This is a genomic window from Leeia sp., from assembly GCF_041909055.1.
Lineage (GTDB): Bacteria > Pseudomonadota > Gammaproteobacteria > Burkholderiales > Leeiaceae > Leeia > Leeia aquatica.
The window spans coordinates 155,324-176,609 of record NZ_JAYREC010000001.1 but is presented as its reverse complement, the minus strand read 5'-3'; the positions used below and the strand labels follow the sequence as shown (position 1 = coordinate 176,609).

Here is a 21,286-nt window from a genome sequence, read left to right as displayed (position 1 = left end):
GTTGAATTATCCTTTTACTGCCCCGGCGGTAAGGCCGCGGACAAAATACTTGCCGGCCACCACATAGATCAGCACGGTCGGCAGGGCGACCATCAGTGCAGCGGCCATATAGACATTGGTTTCCGGGGTGCCGATTTGCGAGCCGGTGAGGTTGGTCAGGCCGACGGTGACCAGTTGCTGGTCATACGGGGCCAGGATCAGCGCAAACAGGAACTCGTTCCAGATCGAGGTGAACTGCATGATCAGCACCACCACGAAGATCGGTTTGGTCGACGGTAGCAGGATGCGCCAGAAGATGGTGAACAGACCGGCACCGTCAATACGGGCCGCCTTGATCAGCTCTCCGGGGAAGCTGCTGAAGTAGTTGCGGAAGTACAGGGCCAGCGGCAGGCTGTAGATGATGTGAACCAGCACCAGTGACAGCAGCGAGCTAGACATGCCCAGCCTGTGCAGAATCAGCGACAGCGGGAACAGGAACATCACCGTCGGCAGGAACAGGCCGAACAGCAGCAGGAAGAACACGAACTCACTGCCACGGAATTTCCATTTGCTGATCACATAGCCGTTGAACCCGGCCCACACCGTAGAAATCAGGGTGGACGGAATCACCACGATCAGCGAGTTCCTGAAGTACGGCATCATGCCGGTACAGCCCTGGATGCCGGTACAGACTTCCTGCCAGGCCCGCTTCCACGGCGCGATGGTCCAGCCGTTGGGCAGTCCGAACAGATTGCCGGATTGCAGGTCCGGCAAGGTCTTGAACGAGGCCATGAAGGCAAACCAGGTGGGCAGCGCAAAGAACAGTGCGCTCAGTACCAGGAAGGCGTAGATACAGACGCGACTGACGGTCAGACGGGGCTTATTCATGGCGGCTCCGTTTCAGCTCCATCATCACATACGGCACGGCAATGGAAATGCAGATCATCATGATGATCATGCCGGAAGCTGAGCCCAGCCCCATCTGCGCGCGGGTGAAGAAGCGGTCATACATATAGTAGGCGGGCAGGGTGCTGGACTGGCCCGGTCCACCCTGGGTCATCACGATCACCAGCTCGGCGGATTTCAGCGCGGCAGGCAGCAACAGCAGCAAGGCGCTGAACAGGGTCGGGCGCAGGATAGGCAGAATGATGCGCCAGTACACACGAGGTAGCGATGCGCCATCGAGCATGGCAGCCTTGAAGATGGAATCATCGATACCGCGCAGCCCGGCCACAAACATCGCCATCACAAAGCCGGTGGACTGCCAGATGGCCACAATCGCCAGGGCAAACAGCACTTTGTCGGATTCAACCAGCCAGGCGAATGAAGCGTTCTGCATGCCGATGCTGTGCAGCCAGGCTTCAATGCCGGTATCCGGTGCCAGCATCCAGCGCCAGATGGTGCCGGTTACCACCGAGGACAGCGCCAGCGGGTAGAGGTAGATGGTACGAAAGCCGCCCTCGAAGCGGATCTTCTGATCCAGGAAGATGGCAAGAATGGCACCGAGCAGCAGCGGCAGCCCCACGGCCAGCGGCGCAAACACCAGCAGGTGCTTGACGGCCTCCCACCAGTAGTCGTCGTTCCACAGGGCGACATATTTGTCGAAGCCCACCCAATTGTAGCTGGGCATGCCGGCGGAATCGGTAAAGGAAATCATCCCGACCCAGACGGCCAGGCCGTAGAAGAAAATAATGCACAAGGTGAGCGCCGGCGAGATGGCAATCTGCGGCAGCCACTTTTCCAGCTGGTGTTTCCAGGCGGATGGATTCGGCGCGTCAGTCAGCGGACGCGCTTCCACCTCACCGGATAAGGGTGGCGACATGTAGGGAAAACTCCTGAGTGCAAAAACAAAAACGCCCGGGGTCTGCCTGCAGACCACCGGGCGTGAGTCAGGCTCAGCTGGCCTTGCTGGCTTGCGCCATCTTCTTCACCGCGTCTTGTGCGCTCATGTCCGGGTTGGCCCAGAAGGCACGGATCACATCGTTCCAGGCATTGGAGCGACCGGCCGGGACGAACAGGTCGGGTGAGCCTACCAGCTTGCCGCTCTTGGCACCGGCGAGGTAGTCGGCGTAGGAGTCCTGTGCGCACTCATCCAGGCTGCTCACATCGGCGTCGGTACGCGGCGGCACCGAACCCTTGGCGGCGCTGAAGCCCACCTGCACGTTCTTGTCCAGGATGGTTTGCGCCAGCGCCATCTGGCCAGTCAGATCCTTCTTGTTGGTCTTGTAGAAAATGAAGGCGTCGGTCAGGAAGTAGTGGCCGTTCTCGGTACCCGGCACGGCGGCACACAGGTAATCCTTGTTCGGAGCCTTCTTGGCCTGGGCAAATTCGCCCTTGGCCCAGTCGCCCATGATCAGCATCAGCGCCTTGTCCTGAATCACCAGCGAGGTGGCCTCGTTCCAGCGGCGGGTCTCGGTGCCCTTGTCGGCGTAGGTGCTCAGCTTGCGGAAGATCTCGAAGGCCTTGATCATCTGCGGGCTGGTCATGGCGGCATCGTCGCCATCATAGAAGGCCTTGCTGTACTGCGCGCCACCCATGGTACCGAAAGCAATCTGGTGGAAGGTCAGGTCCAGCGCCCAGGTGCGGGCACCGGCCACCGGCATGATGCCTGCCTTCTTGGCTTTCTCGGCCAGCGCAAAGTACTCGTCCCAGGTCTTCGGTGCGGCACTGGCACCCAGCTTTTTCAGCGCGGCCACGCTGATCCACATCACGTTTTCGCGGTGGATGGTGGCCGGAACCACCACATAGTGGCCAGTACCTGCCTTGGCGTAGCGCTGTACCACCGGCGGCAGTACCTTGTCCCAGTTTTCCTTTTTGGCGACCTCATCCAGGTTAGCCAGCTTGTCCGGTTCGCGGGCGTGGGCGTAGATGTCTTCCTGCACCTGGGCGGCTTCCGGCGGGTTGCCTTGCTGGATGCGGGTCTTCAGCAACAGACGCTGGGCGTCCGAAGCCCCTACTGCCATGTCCTTCCAGTCAAAGCCTTTGGCTTTCAGGCCTTCTTTGAACTTGGCAACGGCTGCGCCTTCCCCGCCGGTCACCCACCAGTGCATCACTTCCACGTCTTCGGCAAAAGCGCTGCAGGCCATGGTGGCCAGCACGGCCCCAACCAGGCACTGCAGTTTTCCCGGCTTGAATGTCATCTTGGTCCCCTTTTTTCTGCGAATGGAGAGGCCGTCGGCTGTAGCGGCTGACCTGCCTCTGGTGCGGCCAATCTTGGTTTGGCTGGGGACTATCAGACCGTAGAGGGGGGAGGGGCGTCAAACGAGAAAAATAGATACCATCAGTTAGAAAAACTAACTCAGCCCGGCAGGCTGGTCTGGCTACGCGCTGCCTCGGCGGTCAGCCAGCGCATGAAGGGCGCCATGCCCGGGTTCTCCTCTGCCGTGACTGGCGAAATCAGGTAATACGGCAGGTGGATGGGGGCTTGCAATTCGGGCAAAGCTCGCACTAGGCGCCCGCTTTCCAGCTCGCTCTCTACCAGCGCATGTTGCCCCAGCGCGACACCCAGACCCGCGACTGCGGCTTGCTGGCACATCAAGGCGGTGGCAAAGGTCACCCCTTGCGGGTTGAGGTTGGTCGGGCAGCCAGCGGCGGCCAGCCAGCGCTGCCAGTCCGGATACTCCGGCATGCCCTGCAAGGGGCGATCGTGCAGCACCGGTACCCGCATCAGGTCTTCCGGCTGCTGCAACTGCTCGCGCCACTGCGGGCTGCAGACCGGATAGAGCGGGGTGGAAAGCAATTGCTGCACGCTGTAATCCGGCACCCCGGTCGGGCGGTAGTCGATGGTCAGGTCGTATTGCAGGTAATTGCGGTCCACTTCGTTTTCGATATCGAGGTGGATGCCGGGGTAGGCCTCATAGAAACGGGGCAGGCGTGGCAACAGCCACATCAGGCAAAACGCAGAGCGTACCGCCAGCCGCAAGGTGACCGAATGGATGCCCAGCAATTGATGGGTGCTTTCGCGCAGGGTACGGAAGGCCTCCCGCACCTTGGGCAGGTAGGTTTCACCGGCGACCGTGAGCAGGATGTGGTTGTTCTGCCGCATGAACAGCTGCACCCCGAGGGCCTCTTCCAGCGACTTGATCTGGTGGCTGATCGCCGCATTGGTGACATGCAGTTCGCGTGCCGCGGCAGCAAAGCTGAGGTGGCGGGCGGCCACTTCAAAGGCGCGCAGGGCGTTGAGCGGGGGCAGACGGTTTTGCATGCGGGGGCTCGTTTAGAAAAACTAATGCCAATGGATAGATATTGTCGCTTGCCGGGGGGGCGGCTGGCAATGTGAAATGCCAGCCAATGACAACCTGCCGCGAGAGGGCCGGTTTGCCCATTGACGGCACCTTCCTCTCCAGCCACCGGAGTACCTGCACCGTGACCCTGCACCCGATGACCCTGCTGGCCCATGACGAACCGAACCCCTGGATGTCCGTCACGCCGCCCATTGTTCAATCCTCGCTGTTCACCTTCGCCACGGTGGAGGACATGGAGCAGCGCTTTGCCGGTCATGGCAGCCAGCCCATCTACAGCCGGGGTGACAATCCGACGGTACAGCTGTTTGAACAGAAAGTAGCAGAGCTGGAAGGCGGCGAAGCGGCACGTGCCTTCTCCAGCGGCATGGGGGCCATCAGTGCGGCCATCCTCTCGCTGGTCAAGTCAGGCGACCGCATGGTCTGCGTACGCGATGTCTACCCCGACGCTTACCGCTTCATGCAAAAGCTGCTCAGCCGCCTCAATGTGACGGTAGAGTATGTGGATGGCAGCGATACCGATGCCGTGATCGCGCGGCTGGAAGGGGCTGCCGTACTGTACCTGGAAAGCCCCACCAGCTGGACCATGCGCACACAGGACCTGCACCGGCTGGCCACCGCCGCCCGCCAGCGCGGGGTAGTCACCTTGTGTGACAACAGCTGGGCCACGCCCCTCTATCAGCAACCGCTGAAAGCCGGGATTGATCTGGTGGTGCACTCGGCCTCCAAATACCTCTCCGGCCACAGCGATACCGTCGCTGGCATTGTGGTCGGCAGTCAGGCCCGGATTGATGCCATCAACGACCTGACCTACCCCTACCTGGGGGCCAAACTGTCACCGTGGGAGGCCTGGCTACTGCTGCGGGGCATGCGCACATTGCCGCAACGCCTCTCTGCCCAGCGTCGCTCGGTGGGGGTGCTCAGTCGCCGCCTGCGCGAGCACCCCGCTGTGGCCAGCGTGCTGCACCCCACGCTCGGCAGTGACAGCCGCACCCCGGCAGAAGAAGGTGGCAGCCCCTTTACCATTGCCCTGCAGCCCCATATCGACCCGCGCAAGTTTTGCAATGCCTTGCGCCTGTTCAAGCTTGGCGTCAGCTGGGGCGGCTACGAGAGTCTGGTCATCCCCTCCATCGTCAGCCTCGCCCAGGCCGCCAGCGTGGCCAATGCCCTGATTGACTTCGATGTACCCACCAATCTGGTACGCCTTCACGTGGGCCTCGAGCACGCCGAAGACCTGTGGCAGGATCTGGCTCAAGCCTTTGAGCAGGCCAGATTGTAAAACCCTGAAATTTGGCAAGACAGGGGCAAAAGCAGTTGACAGAAATCCTGAAGCCCCTATAATTGCCGTCTCTTGTGAACGACGCGGGCGTAGCTCAGTTGGTAGAGCGCAACCTTGCCAAGGTTGAGGTCGAGAGTTCGAGACTCTTCGCCCGCTCCAGTAACAAGGTCTGCTGTAAGCCGGAATGCGGGCGTAGCTCAGTTGGTAGAGCGCAACCTTGCCAAGGTTGAGGTCGAGAGTTCGAGACTCTTCGCCCGCTCCACATACAGCGCATCACAATGCGGGAATAGCTCAGTTGGTAGAGCGCAACCTTGCCAAGGTTGAGGTCGAGAGTTCGAGACTCTTTTCCCGCTCCAGAATTTGATGGTGTCGCACAGCGGCACCCCCGGTGGCACCGGACCAGATACGGCGGGTTAGCAAAGCGGTTATGCAGCGGATTGCAAATCCGTTGAGATCGGTTCGACTCCGGTACCCGCCTCCAGTATATGCAGCAAAAACAAGGGGTTACGTGAAAACGTAACCCCTTTTTCATTCTGGTGTCAACCAAGTGTCAACGCGATTCAAGCCGCGTAAGCGGATTCAGTACACGGGCTTCCTGTAGGTGCTCCGGGGCCAGGTGCGCGTAGCGCATGGTCATGGTCAATGAGGCATGCCCAAGGATGCGCTGGAGCGTCAGAATATTGCCGCCGTTCATCATGAAGTGTGAGGCAAAGGTGTGCCGGAGAACGTGCGTCAGCTGGCCGTCTGGCAATTCAAGGTTTGCAGCGGAAACTGCCTTGCGGAATGTGTGGTAGCTCTCCACGAACAGGCGATGTTCACCGCGTGTCTGGGCGTGGGCCAAAAGGGCAGTCTCTAACTCGGGGGTGATTGGCACACTTCGATTACGACCGCTTTTAGTGCCGCTGAAGTGCAGCGCACCGTTACGCACCTGAGTGGTGCTCAAGCCCTCGGCTTCGCTCCAGCGCGATCCTGTAGCTAAGCAAACCTTGGAAATCAATAGCGCGTCATGACTGCAAGAGAGATGGGCAAGCAAAGTGTTGATCTGGTCAAGCGTCAGAAAGGATAGCTCCCTCTCTACCTGCTTGATCTGGCGCACGCTGGACAGCGGGTTTTCTTTCTTCCATAGGCCAAGCCTGCGCAGCTCATTGAACACCGCTCTCATATAGGCGTGTTCACGGTTTACGCCTCCTGCGCTGATGCCTTCCTTCTGCCGCTTGGCGCGATACTCGGCGAACATTTCGGCGGTGAAGCTATCGGCTGGGGGGTCATCCATCGCAATGCACATGGCCTGCAAACGGGCGTGAGTGTCTTCGCCTGCCCGCAAGTTCATGCCGTGGTGGGTGTGCCATAGCGACACAAGATCTGACAGCCTGCGGGCGTCCTTCTTCTTTGGCTTCCAATCCGGGTCGGTGTTGACCTGTGTTGTCAGCCAGGCAAGCCATGCCAGTGCATCGGCTTTGGTTTTGAAGGTCTTGCGATAGCGCTTGGCCCCCCGCCCGCCGGGCTGGGCGTCAACACGCCAGCCGGATGGGGTCTTTTCGATGGACATATAAAAACTACTCTATATGCACTACCGAGTTATCCCACCTAGACTCATATTCTGCATGCACCTGAGAGAAAATGTCTATTACTTGAATAATGCTGGTTGGCGCTTTTTTTGCACCATCTTTAAAGGAGGAGCCAGACTGATAGCAAACTGAATTGTCAATAATGACATATCTATCATGAATGCCTTCGCCTTCCCTCACCTTAATCTTTAACCCGTGCTGTCGCGTGAACATCATGGCAGCAGGAGTTAAAGACTGCAATTTTTTCTTGGTCAGAATTCGGACAGTAACATCTAAATTTATATGCGGCATATAGCAAGAAACAAATTCCGCATCTATGTATGGATCGATAAAAAGCAGGTCAGTATTAGCTGATTCAATTATTTTTCTAATTTCATCAAAATATTCAAATACACCCCCATTATCAATATGGATATTTAATGGGTTGACATACAGCATGAGCGTATGCCTTGCCTTATTAAGTATTAACTTAACACTTCTTAAGCTGGCAATCAGCATACCCCTACCTGTAGCATCAGAAGTGTCAATATGCATTATTTCATGAACAGCTCTACGAAAACCATGGCTTTCTGCAAGACTCCACTCATGAATGATTGCCAGCGCCCTACCAAACCATTCATCAAATTGGTCCCTGCGCTTAAATAGCTCGTCATGTGTTGGCATGGTCCTCAATAATCCGTTAACCTGCTCGAGGAGCTGCTCACTTGTTGGTTTTGAGTTGTTTGAAAGCATTGATATCCCCATCCAGACAACAAAGGCTAATAATCCATTAGCGAGGTTTCTTTTTGGACTCAATTATCAAGTAGCCCTCACCATCCTTGGACACCCTGAAAAGCGATGCATTTTGATAGTCGCATGCATTGATGACTTTGCGAAAGCTTTGGTGCGCACCACCTGCTGTTTCGATGTATAGGGTCCAGCTGCAGCGCTTTTGTGAGGCTGGCAGAAAGGCAAAGGCCAGTTGCGTGTCCTTCGGGAATTTTCGGTCTTGCAGCATGTCCGGTGAAAAGTCCTCATCGGGGGCGCCGTCAGGGCCAAGAGACACTTCTACAATGTCTTCTCCTGTGTCGTTGTAGATCCCGATAGCCTGCACCTTCTGCGCCTGATCCGCCGTCATACTCTCACTCATAGGAATGAGGGTCTTCGGATGCTTGATGGACGCATCCAGATAAACCACGTTTTCACCAGGTTGAGCAGCCATTGCGGTAAGCGAGACTGTCAAGAATGAAGTAACAATAAGAAGTCGCATTAAAGGAAACTCTGCTAATTTGGCAAGAATAAAAACTAGCATCATCTGCAAAGCTGGGTGAATGAATCTTCACTCCAACCCAACAGACTTTGCCCTACGCTCGATTTTACCCATCTCTTCAAAGGCTGGCTTTTCACACGTCAAGCGATTATTTGTGGCGCGGATCAGCAACTCCTTCTGCTGATCTTCACTCATGCTGGGAAGAGTGGCCGAATCAAGAGCTGTGTAATAAATACTTGCACACAGTGCCATGTGACGGAACGCTTTCAAGAGGTCTTGAACTACTTCTTCTTGCTCAGGCGTAAGGCTACGAAGGCTAACAGGCTTGGTTGCAGCCATCGCTGCAAGTGGAACAGCCAGAATTATTGCAATGATAAAATTACGCATGCCAACCCCTTGCATATTTACTCAAAGTAAAAAACGCAGGCAAAGGAACTACTTTAGACTCCGGGTCATTCAGCGTTCGGCTGCTCTTAGGCCCGCTTTGCCTGCGTGTCCGGCTTTGTTGCTTCTTCCAGTAGCGCAGGGCTGATCTGGCCGTTCTTGGCGTCGGTCATCCCTGTGACAAGCCAGAAAACGAACTCAGGGCACAGCTTGCCGATGGCTTGAAAATGGTCCTCATTCGCGCGGACCTTCCCTTGCTCCATGTTGCGCCAGCTGTCTTGTGGTAAGCCAGACAGCTGCGCCAACTCGGCGCGCGTCCATCCCTTGAACTCGCGTATAGCGCGAAATCTTTCGTTGACTTCCACAAATACCCCTTGACAGGGGTAACTATTAGTACCAATAATTACCCTCAAGTCCTGAATTGTTCGTAACTCGGCAAGTTCGACCATTTTAGGGCATTCCACGTCATTGGGGGATATGTCTATGCAAGCAAGTGCAAGCGTTGCGCGAGTAAGAGCGGGGGCCGCGCAAGAGGTTCAGCAAGGTGATATGCCCATTCATGCGCCGTTCAGTCAGCGGGCAATCCGCACGCCGGAAGAGGTGCGGGCAGACATGGCGAGCAAGGGGGTCACAGTCCGCCAGGTCGCGCAAGAGCTGGGTTTGGGGGAATCCGTTGTGAAGCATGTTCTGCATGGCAGCAGCAAGTGCCTGCGGGGCAAATCTCGCATCTGTGCAATCCGGCTGGGCATTGTGGAGGGGGTCATCCATGACGGCGCGTACCTCGCATAGCCTGAACGAAAGTACAGGCAAGGTCATGCCAAGCGCTGACAGCAAAGTGGCTGAGCTGTCCGCCTTTCAAGAAGGCGAGGCCAGTTTGCTACCCGGCATGACAGTGCTGGTGCCACTGGTCACGGCTGAACGCTTCGCGGCGCTCATGGGTGTTGAACAGGGCGTGGTGCTGGGTTGGGTAAACAAGGGCTACGTGCCGACCATGAAAATCGGCAAGCGTTGCCTCATCAATCTGGCAGTCCTGCATCGGCGCGCGCTGGATGCAGACGTGTGCAAACACTGAGGGGTGGACATGGACGAACTGAAAGAACGGCAACGGGCAGCGCTGGCACTTTGGGATGAGGTGCATGATTTACGATGCAATGAGGCTGAGGGAGAAGAGGCGTTCAAAAAGTGGGAGGAGACACGCAAGGAGCGTGGGCTGATAGCGAAGAGGATTGCTGAACAGCTGTCTGTTTTGAGTGGCGGTGCTGATGGGGTCTATACGTTCGGTGATTTCGTCTTTGACCTTGTCATTGACTCTGATGGGTGTCCAACGGTCTGCATCAAAAAGGGCATTGACGCGATGCTCGCGTGGTCAGTTGCCCATAGCGCTGACAAGAAGCGTGAAAAGGCAGCATCTGCAGCTGAACAGCAGGCGGTGGCCTGACATGGACGAACTACGCAAGGCAGCAGAAGCACTGGAAGCAAACGCCATGCGCCTGGGCGAGTTGGCGTTCAGCCTGCAGGGTGTGGACAAGTCCCGCGCGCTGGAGGTGATGGATGCGGCCAGCATCGTGGAAGAGTCGGCGCGCAAGCTGCGGCGGCGCATGCAGTTTGCTGAGCGGGTGGCAGCGTGAGGCGTGGCTTCTTCCAGAAGACCCATTGCCGTTGCAGGGAATGCGAAGCACGGCAAGTGCTGCGCCGTTCACCGGATCGCTACATCCGCCAGCCGAAATGCAGGGTGTGCGGTGCCCGTAACTGGCGGCGTGATGCCTGGATGAACACGCGCAAGCAAATCAGGTGCTGGTGTGGTGGTTACTGGTTCCCGCACCGGCAAGGGTCGAAGTATTGCCACCATCGCGCCGATGGATCGGCGCGGCAGTTTGGTGATTTTGACTTTGCGGACCGCTGGGCCGCATAGGGGGCGTCAATGAATCTGGCCGATGATCCTTCACTATCAAAGCCCGCTACCGTCAACCTGCTGGCATGCTATGACATGCTCAGCCGTGCCAGACGGCAACCTGTGGCCGCTGAGCCAAAGCAGGAAGCATTGCAGCTGGTTGAGCCACAAAGGCGCTACATGTCACCTGCTCAGCTGGAAGCCTTGGCGGACCTGCGCGGCATGCTCGTAGACATGGATAGCACGCTGGCTGATTGCGAGCAGGCATTCAGTGGCTGGCCGGTGCCTATTGCATCCATCCGGCACGCAATCACTACTGTGGTCGGTGTGCATATTAGCAGCTTGCTGATGACCGGAAGCGGACGCTAAACCCTTCACTCCCTTCTGGCCGGGTATGCCCGGCCATTTTTTGCGCCTAATGACAGCCCTATGACACCACGCTACAGCCGGTTTACTGACCTTGCAGCACGCCAGCATGAAGGCTGGCTATCGCAGCAGCTTGGCCTGTTTCCGGGGCGTCTGCGGGATCGCATATCGGCTGAGTACGTGGCGCGCAGTCGTCGGCACCATGAGGCACTGCCGCATGCAAACGCATGGCTTCGCCAACTGGGCGACAGGGTGCGGGCGCTGCCGTTGTCGCTTGCGGCTACGGATGATGAATTGTGCATCGCCGCTGAGCGGCAAGCGGAATGGTGTCAAAGGCAGTCAAGGAGTGCGGCCCCCTTTGGCAAGGTGCTGGAGCGTGCCGCACGCTACGGCATTACCTTTGATGAGCAAACAGAGGTCGCCGGGATCGTCGCTCGCCTGACTGATGCACGATTCTGGCGCATGCGCCTGAGGCGACAATTCTCCAGGTTGCTGGAAACCGAAGAAATACGGGCGGGTATGGTCAACACAAAGGCCGGGGTATACCTGTCGGACGATTCAATGTCCCGCTATATCGGGCAGAAGCGAAGGCTGGCGGCCATGCTGCAGGGTCTTGCCGCCGTGTCAGATATTGGCGACTGCATGACGCTGGAAGAGATAGCAAGCAAGACCGTCAGCAACCCTGAATTGCGGCGTGCTGAGATGATGACCCGTGCAGCAGGTTATGAGTGGGTGGCGCGTGAACATGGGCACGCGGCGCTGTTCCTGACCATGACCGCCCCCAGCCGCTTTCATGCGTGGCACCATGACGGGCGGCGCAATATCAAGCATGAACTGGCAGGGGAGCCTACCCCGCGCGATGCGCAGAAGTGGCTGTGCAAGGTGTGGTCGCTTGCTCGCGCTGCACTCGCCCGCCGCGGTATCCACTGCTACGGCCTGCGGGTCGCGGAAGCGCATCATGATGGCACCCCTCACTGGCATGCGCTGCTGTTTTGCGAGCCAAGCCGGGTAGCGGACCTGTGGGAAGTGATCGGGCATTACTGGTACAGGGAAGACAGCAAAGAGCTAAGGGGACTGCCACACCAGCATCTTGCAAAGGATGAACTGTTCAAGTCGCCCCGCTATGTGGTGAAGCTTATCAACATGGCCGAAGGTAGCGCGGCGGGGTATATCGCAAAGTACATCGGGAAGAACATCAACGGCGCGCATGTGGACGTGGACCATGAATCCGGGCTGTCTGGCGTTGAGGCGGCTGCGCGGGTCACGGCGTGGGCTTCGCGCTGGTCGGTGCGGCAATTCCAGCAGATAGGATGCCACCCGGTGACACTGTGGCGAGAGCTGCGCAAGGTGGAGCGTCCGATGCTGGTGGAGCGTGCCGAAGCCTTGCGCCAGGCATCACAAGCCGGTGAGTGGTGGCAGTTCGTCAAGTTGCTGGGGGGTGCGTTCATCGGTCGGCGCGACCTTCAGGCTCGCATGGCGCGTGCATGGTCAGACCAGCCAAACCGCTACCGTGAGCCGCGTGGCTGGGTGGCTATTGGCGTTGAGTGTGAGGGTCGCACGCTGGAAACCCGCACGCGGTGCTGGGAAATCATGCCGCGTGGTCGTGCAAAGCGGGTATCGCGCGTGCTGCGGGCGGGGTTTTCGGCTGCGCGGGAAATATCAGAGTACAACCGGCAAGCGGTAGGGGTTGAGAGACAGCGTGCCAAGTTGAGACGTGCAGCCACACTGGGCGATGTGGACATGATAGACGAAGCCAAGCGGCAGCTTGGTGAGGCTATCGAGCGGCGCGATAGCGCCGCTTCCCCTTGGACTGGTATCAATAACTGTACGGTGACAAAGCAATCTGTGGCAACGGCGGTAAAAGAGGCTGCAGAAACCAGCGGGCGAAAGGCCAGGTTGAGTGAGCTTCGGGTGCGGTGGATGAAACCGATAAAGCCGACTATACCGCCAAGCCATGAAGCTGACCCTGACGCACTGCCAGAAGTGGGCAGGCTCAAAGGGTGGCATGACTCAGCATGGCGAACAGCAAAGCCGCGTGCCGTTCCATTTATTCAATAGCGTTCAATTCTAGTCAATTGCGTTCGTAATTGACCCGATATATTTCTGTATCTCCATTTCCTTTGCTGCTGTAATACGCTGGGTTTCTGGCGGGATTACTGGCGGAGTTGCTTACGCAATTCCAGCGGAATTTCTGCCGGGATTATTCACATGCAAGCAAAGGAAATCACATGTTTACCGCTGATGAATTGAATCAACAGTCAGTGCAGGGATTTGATGATGTCGCGTTTGATGTACTGGATGGGTTGGATGAAATGGCGCTGTCGGGCGGCAGCGTCCGGGTTTACCGACATGCTCGGGGTGAGCTTAAACCTCAGTTTGTAAGGGAAATTGCAGCGGCAGGCTTCGACCTGAATGAATTCCAAAGTGAATTTGGCGGCGGTCTGTACACGCTGCGGGTGATGCTGCGTGGTCGCTATCACAAGCAAGTGCAGGTCAATATTGCTGAGCCACCGCGCAAGCACAGCATGCCTGAGGTCCGCAATCAGCCGGACGTGTCGCAACTGCTCACCACCCTGCAGCAGGGTATGCAGCAGCAGATTACCGAGCTGGGCAAGATTGTCACCCAGGCATTGCAGCAAAAGCCTGCGCCTGACCCGATGGAAGCCGAAGACCGTGCAATTGAGCGGCTGGCGCGCATGCGTGAACTGTTCGCCCCGCCTTCCCCTGCTCAGACACAAGGTCTTGATGCGCTAGGCCTGATTCAGCAGGGCATCGAGTTTGCCAGGTCTGTGGATTCTGACGCCAAGCCTGCAAAAGCGGATGGCTTGTCGCTGCTGCTGGAGACAGTGCGCAGTCTGGCACCGGCTATCGGTTCAGCGCTCGCACAGCAGCAACCTGTGCAGCGGGTTGTCCCTGTTGCAAAAACGCATGCACCTGCACAAGTGCAAACGGCACTTCCTGTTATCCATCAAGCCAATGAAACTGAAAGCACTATGTTTAACTTTATCGAACAGACCCTAATCAAACAATATGCCAAGGTGCTTATTGAGGCGGCAAGAAATGGCGAAAGCGTCCAAATGTGGGCTAATAATTTACTACCGCATTTACCTATCCGCATGATAGAAATTTTCACGCATGGGGAATTGATTGACGAAATCGGGCGATTGGTGCCCGAAGCGCTGCAATATCGCGCATGGTTGGAAAGCCTGCGAATTGAAGTGCTGTTATTGGTCAATGCAGAGGAAGAATTAGACGACGATGTACCTGCAGCTACCGCAACCGCTACCGTCGAGCCTGTCAGCACTGCCGGAAGGAAAGCCGGGGGTGAGGCAAACGCTCAAGGCAATGCGGAATCTGGTCCGGTCGTTCAAGACGGAAAGCCGCGTAAGGCAGCTGGCACTCGGGCTGGTGGCAAGCCTGCCTGATAAGGGCTATGTGCAAGAGGCGCGGGTGCTGCACCGTTTTGTGCGGGATCGCATCCGCTATGTACGGGATGTGCGGGGGGTTGAGACGTTGCACACGCCACTGGCATTGCTCCAGCTTGGACAAGGCGACTGTGACGATAAGGCGACGTTGTTAGCGTGTTTGTTGGAATCCATCGGGCATAAAACCCGGTTCGCTGCGGTGGGGTTTGAGCCAGGGCGCTTAAGCCACGTATTGACAGAAGCCCGCATCGGCGCGCGCTGGTGCCCGATGGAAACCACAGAGCCTGTTGACATGGGATGGTATCCACCCGGCGTGAAAAGCCGGATGGTGATTCACAACTGAGGGAACGCGCTATGTACATGGCGGATGCATTGGCAGGGATGGAAGAGCTGGGCGAACTGGCCGGGAAGAATGGCGGTCGCGGTGGCGACCGTGGTGGCCGTGGTGGCAAGGGCGGTGGTGGCGGCGGTGGTGGCCGTGGTGGTAAAGGCGGTGGCGGCACCGGTGGTCGTGGCGGCGGCTCCGGTGGTCGTGGCGGTAGCTCCGGTGGTCGTGGCGGTAGCTCCGGTGGTCGTGGCGGTAGCTCCGGTGGTCGTGGTGGTAGCTCCGGTGGCCGTGGCGGTAGCTCAGGTGGTCGTGGCGGTAGCTCCGGTGGCCGTGGCGGTAGCTCCGGTGGTCGTGGTGGCCGTGCCGGGGGCGCGGGTGGCGCTGCTGGGAAAAAGTCCGGGCGCGCTGCTGGAACAAAAGGCAAGGCAGCAAGCAAGCAAAGTAAGCAGCAACAACTGCAAAACCAAGTTAAGGCCGGGGCAGTGACTCCGCAGCAGGCAAAGCAGATAGCTGTCAATGGGGGGTTTTGGGATAGCACGTTCGGAAAGATTGTTGATGTCATTGGCAGCACGTTTGGTGGTCCGGCATGGGGTGCCGTACGTGCCATTGGTGAAGCATTGCCGGACGGTTCCGGGTGGGGTGGTCCAGGTTCCCCACGCCCTCCGCGTGACGAAAACGGGCATGACTACGGGTCTGCACCTGCTGCAGGGGGGCAGTTCTCACCGATGATTGCAGCGGAGGATTACCCGCTGTTGACGGCCCAAACCTTGCCGGTGAGCTATCCGGACTATCCGGCAGCATCAGCCATGCCATCGGCGTACCCGTCTTTGATGCCTGCTGCCTACCCTCAACAAGCGGTGCCCTATCCGTCTTTGATGCCGACTGCTTACCCGGTTTCGGGTGGGAGTACGGATCAACTGTGGCAACCGGGAGCAATTGACCTGAGCTTGCTGCAAGAAATGACAAGCAGCGTCGATGACGGTTTCTACGATGACGGCTCCGGCAACTGGGAGCCCGTAGGCATTGATGACGCGACCGGTTTTGATGATGAGTCCCTGTTCGGGCTGGATGCCGTCAAAAAGCGCAAGGTCAAGCGTCCCGTCAAGCGAGTGGTCAAGCCCGCCAGCACAGCAACCGCTGCAAAGCCGGTTAGCTCGGGGGGGGGCTGGCAAGACAAGATTCCGGACGTTGCCGCTGCACTGCTGGCATACCGGCAGCAGCGCGACCTGCTGCGCGCGCAAAAAGACCTTGCCATGAATGGTAAAGAGCTGATCCCGCCTGAAATGGTGGCTCCGCAAGTGAAGGTGCGGGTCGATGCTGAGCCTGAGCTTATCGAAACGGCTGGCAAGACGATTGGCAGCGGCCTGTCCTCCGGGCTGAAAGCCTTAGCGATTGGCGGTGCGGTGCTGGGTGGCCTGTATCTGATGACCCGCCCAAGTCGCCAAGTGAGGGCGGCATGATGCTGGCCGCCAGCGCAAAGCCACAGCGCAAGGTGGTAATGCACAAGCTCAATGAGGGGCCGGGTTTCTTTGAGCGGAAGCTTGCAGAGGCCAAGGTAGCGGCCAAGCAGTTTGAGGCTGAATTTGCACGGCTGCAAAAGAACAAGGCAGCGGCCAAGCGTGATCCAAAGCTGTGGGCTGAGTGGCAGCGACTGGAAGCCAAGGGGGGCACTGTCAAAAAGTGGGTGCTCCGGGTCATGCAGTGGGGTGCAGACGGAGCGCGGTGGGCTGCGGCTCAGGCCGAAGCCATCAAAGACTTTGTGCGCGGGACTGGCAAAAAAGCGGCTGACTTGATGGCTGCAGCACGGGGTGCAATTGCTGATGCCGTGGGTTTGGGTGAGTTGGGTGTTGCTCCAGTTGTGGCGGGCATCGCTGCTGTCGGGGTGCTGGCGGCGCTCTATCTGATGCGTGACTGGTTGGCAGAGGGGCGTTCATTCAACGCCCGTGTTGAATCGTACTACAAGCTGCGGGACAAGGGGCTGACGCACGAACAAGCCACCCAGGTCATTGAGCGGGGTGAGCAGGCGGAGCAAAACAGGGCAGATGAGCGAGAAAGCTCGGGCCTGTTTGGCAACCTGAAAACCGTAGCAATTTGGGGTGGGGTCGCGCTGGTGGTCTATGCACTGCTGAGCAACCGCCCTCGCCAAGCGAACTGAGGTTACACCATGACGAAGCAAACCGGGGCAAGCAAGCGTGCCACAGTGAAGAAGAAAGCCCCTACTGCTGCGGCGTTGCGGGCAGAAGTGGCTGACTTGAAACGCAAATTGGCTGACTTGCAGGCCAAGCCTAAGGCGAAGCGCGCCCCTCGCCGCAACCCGGTGCCACGCTCCAGCGTGGCCCAGGCAGCGAAGGCGTTTACCGCGTTCACCGGCCATCAAGCTGAGGTCATCGGCAAGATGGAAAAGCCGGTCATTCCTGATGTGGTGTGGCCGCTGGGCGAAATGATCGGCGTTTCATATGCCGCCGTCCGCGACGGACAACGCGAAGAGTATTACCACGAATTCAAAGAGAACTGCCGTCCCCTGCTGTGCGTTTCACCCGACGGTAAACAGTTACTTGTGCTGGGCGGGCGGTACAAGGTCGGTGAAACCGGGATTAACGATAAGGGGTAAATCATGGGGCAACTCATGTTGGTAAATCCGGCCAAGCGGCCGGCCAAGCGCAAGACGACTGCAGCAGTAGCCAAGCATGTCGTTTCGCATGCGCGCAAGAGCGGCAAGCGCCGTAGTGTGGCGCTGTCGAAGGCCAATCAATCGCTCGACAAGGCGCGTGCCGCACTGCGTCGACTGCGCCGCAATCCTTCGGGTCGCTTCGACGTGAAGACCATCAGCACCGATGCGCTCAAGGGTGCGCTGGGTGCAACCGCCGTCAACACGCTGGCTGCAAAGCTGCCGCTGCCGTCGAATATGAAATCGGGTGCCTTGGGCGGGCTGGTGAAGGCAGGTTTGGCGGTCGGTGCCGGTTATCTGGCTAACCGCTTCATGGGGGCTGATAGCGCAGTGGCTATCACTCGTGGCGCACTGACGGTGCAGCTGCATGAAACCATCAAGGCGCTGGGTGCCAAGGCCGGGATGACCCTTGGCGACGTTGACGGCTGGGATGATGGCATGGGCGACGTTGACGGCTGGGATGACGGCATGGGCGAGACGGAATACATCAACGGGGTGGATGAAGGAATGGGTGGCCTCTACGGCCACAACCTGATGCCGTCCCTTTAATCCGCTGAGCAGTAGCGGACACGCGATCAATTTGAAAGACAAGGATAAACACGATGAAAACCATTGTTCATGCGCAGCGCACTATGCTGAGTCTGGCCCGGATGTTCGGCGTCAATCAACAGGATTTGGCAAATTCGGAAGTCACCGAGCTGGACCTGTTCGACACGCTGCCATACAGCTCGACGGGTGAAGCACTGCTGACCTTCTTCCAGAAAACCAATGCCCAGGACGGGCGCACCAAGCATGACAGCAATATGGTCATGTCGGGTCAGTTGCCTGCGCCGCAACGCTTCCTGATTGAAGGCATTGAGGTGGACTTCATTCCGGGTGTCGATATTGCCCGCAAGCCTGCAACCGACGAAGACGCATTCAAGGCGCGTGCCAATGATGTAGCGAGCTTCTATCAGTCGGGCCTGCTGGAGCTGTCCATTGGTGCGAAAGTCTTTGTGCAGAATGGCCCGCTGAAAGAATTCCCCCCGACCACGTTCTTGGAAGCGGCAAACGCAGCCGCCACCAAAATTGTCATTGACGCGACGCGCGCCGCTGGTGACCCGTGCCGCCTCAGCATTCCGCACCTGCTGGTACCCGGTGTCAACTTCAAGGTTGACCTGAGCTGGAAGGACCGGGTGGCGTTGCCGTCTGGTCAAGGTGGCCGCGTGATTTGCCGCCTCAAGGGCTACATGCTGCGGCCTAAGCAGTAAGCACGCTGGCGGGCCATCTGGCCCGCCATGACCAGACTTGAAACACGCAAAGGGCGAGCATGAACAAGCATGAAAATTTCACCTTCACCAAGCGGGTAGACCTCGCACCAGGTGCAAGAACGACTGTCGCAATCAACATGGACCAATCGGCAATTTTCATGCTGTCTGAGTTGTCCATGTTCGCGTCAGTGGTAAGCGGGGCGACGGGAACAACGCATGCGGGGCTGGTAGTGCCTGACTGTGTGGCCCAGATCAGCGAAGGGTCCACCGGTAAGAATTTCTCGGACGGCATGGTGCATGTCTCCGCGCTGTTTGGCACTGCAAACAACCATCGCAAGCTACCGGTTGCGCAGCTGGTGCAAGCCGGTGGCACGTTGCAGGTTGAACTGCAAAACCAAGGCACCGAGTCCTACCGCCTGAATCTGGCGTTCATTGGTGTGAAGGTTCAGAAATGAACCCGGCTGCCACCCAGTCTCCACGGCAATCGGTGTTACTGGAAGGCGAGACTGCGCCTGCCGTGGCTGGTGACAAGCTGGCGCTGTCATGGCACCTGAAGCCAAACGAGCGGGCTGTTATCAAGTCCGCAGACATGCATGTATCCATCACCAAAGATGGAAAGCGCTATGACAGTCCGGCCAGCCAGGCTGCGCGTGGGGTGAAGTTGCGGGTGCGCGTCAATGATGTGGTCCAGTTTGAAGGCGTGGGGTCTGTCATGCAGGCAGACGCACTGGAAATAGAAGTGCCCAAAGATGGATTGATTGAGGTGGTGGCTGAGACTGTGGACGGCAGCGTGTTGCCGGTGGCTATGGTTGCGTCTGTTCGCATCTTGCGTGAGTGGGTATAGCAATGCTGATTCGATGGATACGGGCAATCATGCACGGTGATGCAGGGCCGTTGCAGCAAACCAGCGTAGGGGGCCGTGCAGGGCTACTGGCGGCGGTTGCTGCATTCTGCCCAGCTGAAAGTACGCTGAAAGTACAGGCAAACAACACGCTGAAACGTGTACCGCTGGGTGAAGCCTCGCACCTGTTACTGACTAATGCAGGCGGAAACATTGCGTTTATCAAGCTGGGTGGTGCTGGCGTGGCGGTGGACGAAACCGCTATGCCGTTACTGCCAGGCAGCGCACAGGTGATTGGACGTGGCAGCGCAACGCATATGAGTATCACCTGCCCTCTTGGGGGTGATGTGTATATCACGGAAGGGGAAGGTGTCTGATGCTCAAGGCGGCAGGGGGCGGCGGGGGTGGGATCAATCCGGCGCAAAAGGGTGCGCCGGGCGGCGTTGCGCCTTTGGATGCAAGCGGCAAGCTGCCTGCAAGCTACCTGCCGACGATTCCGACAGGCCTGTTTCCGCACTCGCACACTGCTGCAGAGGTCGGTGCCATTTCCACGGCTGAGCTGGGAGTAGGCAATGGCGTAGCGACGCTGGATGCAAGCGGCAAGCTGACAGCAGCGCAACTGCCAACTATTAGCCTCTCATGGTCACAGGTGACGGGGAAGCCCGTCACTTTCCCGCCATCCGCACATGTGCACGTCGCGGCGGATGTGGGGGCTGTGGCTGTAGCTGAGAAAGGCGCGGCCAATGGCGTGGCAACACTGGATGCAAGCGGCAAAGTGCCTGCCAGTCAGCTACCCGGTGCTTCTGTGTCTGTTGAGTGGGGGAACATCGCCAGCAAGCCATCTACTTTTCCGCCATCCGCGCATGTCCATAGTGCGGCTGACGTTGGCGCAGTGGCCTTAGCGGAAAAAGGCGCGGCCAGTGGCGTGGCGACGCTGGATGCAAGCGGCAAGGTGCCAAAGGCGCAGCTATCACTGGTGGCGGCGGATGTGGGGGCCGTGGCAGCAGCTGAAAAAGGTGCGGCCAATGGCGTAGCAACACTGGATGCAGGCGGCAAGGTGTCTGCCAGCCAATTGCCCAGTCAGCTGGCGGGTAGTCCGCATGGGCAGTGCCGATTAGAGAAGTCGGCAGGCGGCATCATTCTTCTGCCGTTTAACGGAAACAACATCATTGTCAATGGTGTGGTCCGCACGATTCCTGCGAGCGGCATTGAATGGACAACCGCCCCGACAGCAAACACTACCTATTACGTATATCTCTATGACAACGCAGGTACGTTGGCACTAGAGATAAACGCTACAGGCTACTCCAGGCACACCAATGGGGTGTACACCAAAACAGGTGATACATCCCGCACGCTGGTTGGCATGGCTAGAGGGAACGCATCGGGACAGTGGGTTGACTCACTTCAGCAGCGCTTTGTGCTTAGTTGGTTCAACCGTCGCCGCAAGCGGTTGGGCTTGCCGGGGGTTTCAAGGAGTACAGCGAGCACTGTTTTGGTGGAGACCAGTAGCGCAGATCGCAATGAATTTCTGAATTGGGCTGGCGAGGTTGTATCGCAGCAGCTAGTGGGGCAGGTAACGCACAGTTTCAGCGGGTCGGCGACCACATATTGCGGGGTAGGTATGGACAATGCTTCGTCAATGTATGTAGTGCAAGCAGCATCAATGGGGGTTGGCTGGTTGGAACCTGTGTCAATTGCTGGAGATTTCGATGCTAGTGAAGGGTACCACTACATTGTGCCGTTGATTGCAGTCAATGCGGCAACTGTTACCGTGACCGTTTCTGGTACGGGTTCAATTTCAGGATAGGTGCCCC

Annotated in this window: 28 protein-coding genes and 4 tRNA genes; 23 read left to right on the top strand and 9 right to left on the bottom strand. The window is 58.1% G+C overall.

What is annotated here, in order from left to right; genetic code table 11:
* Positions 1–6: 6 nt before the first annotated feature.
* The 4 genes from ACE3O2_RS01205 to ACE3O2_RS01190 form a co-directional block, all read right to left on the bottom strand.
* On the bottom strand, positions 7–867 hold the full coding sequence (locus ACE3O2_RS01205; protein ID WP_374334470.1) for a carbohydrate ABC transporter permease: 861 nt from the start codon (positions 865–867) through the stop codon (positions 7–9).
* Entirely contained in the window at positions 860–1,801 is a 942-nt protein-coding gene (locus ACE3O2_RS01200; RefSeq protein WP_374334469.1) for a carbohydrate ABC transporter permease, read from the bottom strand. Before ACE3O2_RS01200 ends, ACE3O2_RS01205 begins: the two co-directional genes overlap by 8 nt.
* Before the next feature lie 73 nt (positions 1,802–1,874).
* Positions 1,875–3,119, bottom strand: a complete 1,245-nt coding sequence (locus tag ACE3O2_RS01195; RefSeq protein WP_374334468.1) for an ABC transporter substrate-binding protein — start codon at positions 3,117–3,119, stop codon at positions 1,875–1,877.
* A 158-nt stretch (positions 3,120–3,277) separates the two neighbouring features.
* Positions 3,278–4,183: a LysR substrate-binding domain-containing protein gene (locus ACE3O2_RS01190; protein WP_374334467.1), complete on the bottom strand. Its 906-nt coding sequence runs from the start codon at positions 4,181–4,183 to the stop codon at positions 3,278–3,280.
* An 86-nt stretch (positions 4,184–4,269) separates the two neighbouring features.
* Here ACE3O2_RS01190 and ACE3O2_RS01185 point away from each other — a divergent pair, with 86 nt between their 5' ends.
* From ACE3O2_RS01185 to ACE3O2_RS01165, 5 genes are all read left to right on the top strand, one after another.
* Positions 4,270–5,499, top strand: coding sequence for an aminotransferase class I/II-fold pyridoxal phosphate-dependent enzyme (locus tag ACE3O2_RS01185; protein ID WP_374334466.1), 1,230 nt, complete (start codon positions 4,270–4,272; stop codon positions 5,497–5,499).
* A gap of 83 nt (positions 5,500–5,582) precedes the next feature.
* Positions 5,583–5,658, top strand: a tRNA-Gly gene (locus tag ACE3O2_RS01180).
* A gap of 27 nt (positions 5,659–5,685) precedes the next feature.
* A tRNA-Gly gene (locus ACE3O2_RS01175) sits at positions 5,686–5,761 on the top strand.
* 18 nt (positions 5,762–5,779) lie between these two features.
* Positions 5,780–5,855, top strand: a tRNA-Gly gene (locus tag ACE3O2_RS01170).
* A 51-nt stretch (positions 5,856–5,906) separates the two neighbouring features.
* Positions 5,907–5,980: transfer RNA gene (locus ACE3O2_RS01165), tRNA-Cys, on the top strand.
* 69 nt (positions 5,981–6,049) lie between these two features.
* Here ACE3O2_RS01165 and ACE3O2_RS01160 read toward each other — a convergent pair.
* The 5 genes from ACE3O2_RS01160 to ACE3O2_RS01140 all read right to left on the bottom strand — a co-directional run bounded on the left by ACE3O2_RS01160 (position 6,050) and on the right by ACE3O2_RS01140 (position 9,149).
* Positions 6,050–7,048, bottom strand: a complete 999-nt coding sequence (locus ACE3O2_RS01160; RefSeq protein ID WP_374334465.1) for a tyrosine-type recombinase/integrase — start codon at positions 7,046–7,048, stop codon at positions 6,050–6,052.
* Between the two features lie 7 nt (positions 7,049–7,055).
* Positions 7,056–7,730: a hypothetical protein gene (locus tag ACE3O2_RS01155; RefSeq protein ID WP_374334464.1), complete on the bottom strand. Its 675-nt coding sequence runs from the start codon at positions 7,728–7,730 to the stop codon at positions 7,056–7,058.
* Between the two features lie 106 nt (positions 7,731–7,836).
* Complete coding sequence (locus ACE3O2_RS01150; RefSeq protein ID WP_374334463.1) at positions 7,837–8,361, bottom strand: hypothetical protein; 525 nt, start codon at positions 8,359–8,361, stop codon at positions 7,837–7,839.
* A gap of 24 nt (positions 8,362–8,385) precedes the next feature.
* A complete protein-coding gene (locus tag ACE3O2_RS01145) occupies positions 8,386–8,703 on the bottom strand; it encodes a hypothetical protein (RefSeq protein ID WP_374334462.1) in 318 nt (105 codons plus the stop codon).
* 86 nt (positions 8,704–8,789) lie between these two features.
* Positions 8,790–9,149: a helix-turn-helix domain-containing protein gene (locus tag ACE3O2_RS01140; RefSeq protein WP_374334461.1), complete on the bottom strand. Its 360-nt coding sequence runs from the start codon at positions 9,147–9,149 to the stop codon at positions 8,790–8,792.
* A 28-nt stretch (positions 9,150–9,177) separates the two neighbouring features.
* Between ACE3O2_RS01140 and ACE3O2_RS01135 the strand changes: the two genes are divergently transcribed.
* From ACE3O2_RS01135 to ACE3O2_RS01050, 18 genes are all read left to right on the top strand, one after another.
* On the top strand, positions 9,178–9,489 hold the full coding sequence (locus tag ACE3O2_RS01135; protein ID WP_374334460.1) for a hypothetical protein: 312 nt from the start codon (positions 9,178–9,180) through the stop codon (positions 9,487–9,489).
* On the top strand, positions 9,467–9,772 hold the full coding sequence (locus ACE3O2_RS01130) for a hypothetical protein (RefSeq protein ID WP_374334459.1): 306 nt from the start codon (positions 9,467–9,469) through the stop codon (positions 9,770–9,772). Before ACE3O2_RS01135 ends, ACE3O2_RS01130 begins: the two co-directional genes overlap by 23 nt.
* 9 nt (positions 9,773–9,781) lie before the next feature.
* Positions 9,782–10,138, top strand: coding sequence for a hypothetical protein (locus ACE3O2_RS01125; protein WP_374334458.1), 357 nt, complete (start codon positions 9,782–9,784; stop codon positions 10,136–10,138).
* A 1-nt stretch (position 10,139) separates the two neighbouring features.
* Complete coding sequence (locus ACE3O2_RS01120; protein ID WP_374334457.1) at positions 10,140–10,328, top strand: hypothetical protein; 189 nt, start codon at positions 10,140–10,142, stop codon at positions 10,326–10,328.
* Positions 10,329–10,621: 293 nt separating this feature from the next.
* Positions 10,622–10,960, top strand: coding sequence for a hypothetical protein (locus tag ACE3O2_RS01115; protein WP_374334456.1), 339 nt, complete (start codon positions 10,622–10,624; stop codon positions 10,958–10,960).
* Positions 10,961–11,020: 60 nt separating this feature from the next.
* Entirely contained in the window at positions 11,021–13,015 is a 1,995-nt protein-coding gene (locus tag ACE3O2_RS01110; protein WP_374334455.1) for a replication endonuclease, read from the top strand.
* A 170-nt stretch (positions 13,016–13,185) separates the two neighbouring features.
* A complete protein-coding gene (locus tag ACE3O2_RS01105) occupies positions 13,186–14,382 on the top strand; it encodes a hypothetical protein (RefSeq protein WP_374334454.1) in 1,197 nt (398 codons plus the stop codon).
* Positions 14,366–14,725: a transglutaminase family protein gene (locus ACE3O2_RS01100; RefSeq protein WP_374334453.1), complete on the top strand. Its 360-nt coding sequence runs from the start codon at positions 14,366–14,368 to the stop codon at positions 14,723–14,725. Before ACE3O2_RS01105 ends, ACE3O2_RS01100 begins: the two co-directional genes overlap by 17 nt.
* 69 nt (positions 14,726–14,794) lie before the next feature.
* A complete protein-coding gene (locus ACE3O2_RS01095; RefSeq protein WP_374334452.1) occupies positions 14,795–15,196 on the top strand; it encodes a hypothetical protein in 402 nt (133 codons plus the stop codon).
* A 239-nt stretch (positions 15,197–15,435) separates the two neighbouring features.
* A complete protein-coding gene (locus tag ACE3O2_RS01090) occupies positions 15,436–16,170 on the top strand; it encodes a hypothetical protein (RefSeq protein ID WP_374334451.1) in 735 nt (244 codons plus the stop codon).
* Positions 16,167–16,865, top strand: coding sequence for a hypothetical protein (locus ACE3O2_RS01085; RefSeq protein WP_374334450.1), 699 nt, complete (start codon positions 16,167–16,169; stop codon positions 16,863–16,865). Before ACE3O2_RS01090 ends, ACE3O2_RS01085 begins: the two co-directional genes overlap by 4 nt.
* A gap of 9 nt (positions 16,866–16,874) precedes the next feature.
* Complete coding sequence (locus ACE3O2_RS01080) at positions 16,875–17,321, top strand: hypothetical protein (RefSeq protein WP_374334449.1); 447 nt, start codon at positions 16,875–16,877, stop codon at positions 17,319–17,321.
* Between the two features lie 3 nt (positions 17,322–17,324).
* The gene (locus ACE3O2_RS01075) at positions 17,325–17,927 is read left to right on the top strand and encodes a hypothetical protein (protein ID WP_374334448.1); all 603 of its coding nucleotides are present in this window, start codon (positions 17,325–17,327) and stop codon (positions 17,925–17,927) included.
* Between the two features lie 53 nt (positions 17,928–17,980).
* Entirely contained in the window at positions 17,981–18,628 is a 648-nt protein-coding gene (locus tag ACE3O2_RS01070) for a hypothetical protein (RefSeq protein WP_374334447.1), read from the top strand.
* 59 nt (positions 18,629–18,687) lie between these two features.
* Complete coding sequence (locus ACE3O2_RS01065; RefSeq protein WP_374334446.1) at positions 18,688–19,083, top strand: hypothetical protein; 396 nt, start codon at positions 18,688–18,690, stop codon at positions 19,081–19,083.
* A complete protein-coding gene (locus ACE3O2_RS01060; RefSeq protein WP_374334445.1) occupies positions 19,080–19,472 on the top strand; it encodes a hypothetical protein in 393 nt (130 codons plus the stop codon). The genes ACE3O2_RS01065 and ACE3O2_RS01060 overlap by 4 nt, the downstream gene beginning before the upstream one ends.
* Before the next feature lie 2 nt (positions 19,473–19,474).
* Entirely contained in the window at positions 19,475–19,846 is a 372-nt protein-coding gene (locus tag ACE3O2_RS01055) for a hypothetical protein (protein ID WP_374334444.1), read from the top strand.
* Positions 19,846–21,279: a hypothetical protein gene (locus ACE3O2_RS01050; protein WP_374334443.1), complete on the top strand. Its 1,434-nt coding sequence runs from the start codon at positions 19,846–19,848 to the stop codon at positions 21,277–21,279. Before ACE3O2_RS01055 ends, ACE3O2_RS01050 begins: the two co-directional genes overlap by 1 nt.
* The last annotated feature ends 7 nt before the right edge of the window (positions 21,280–21,286 follow it).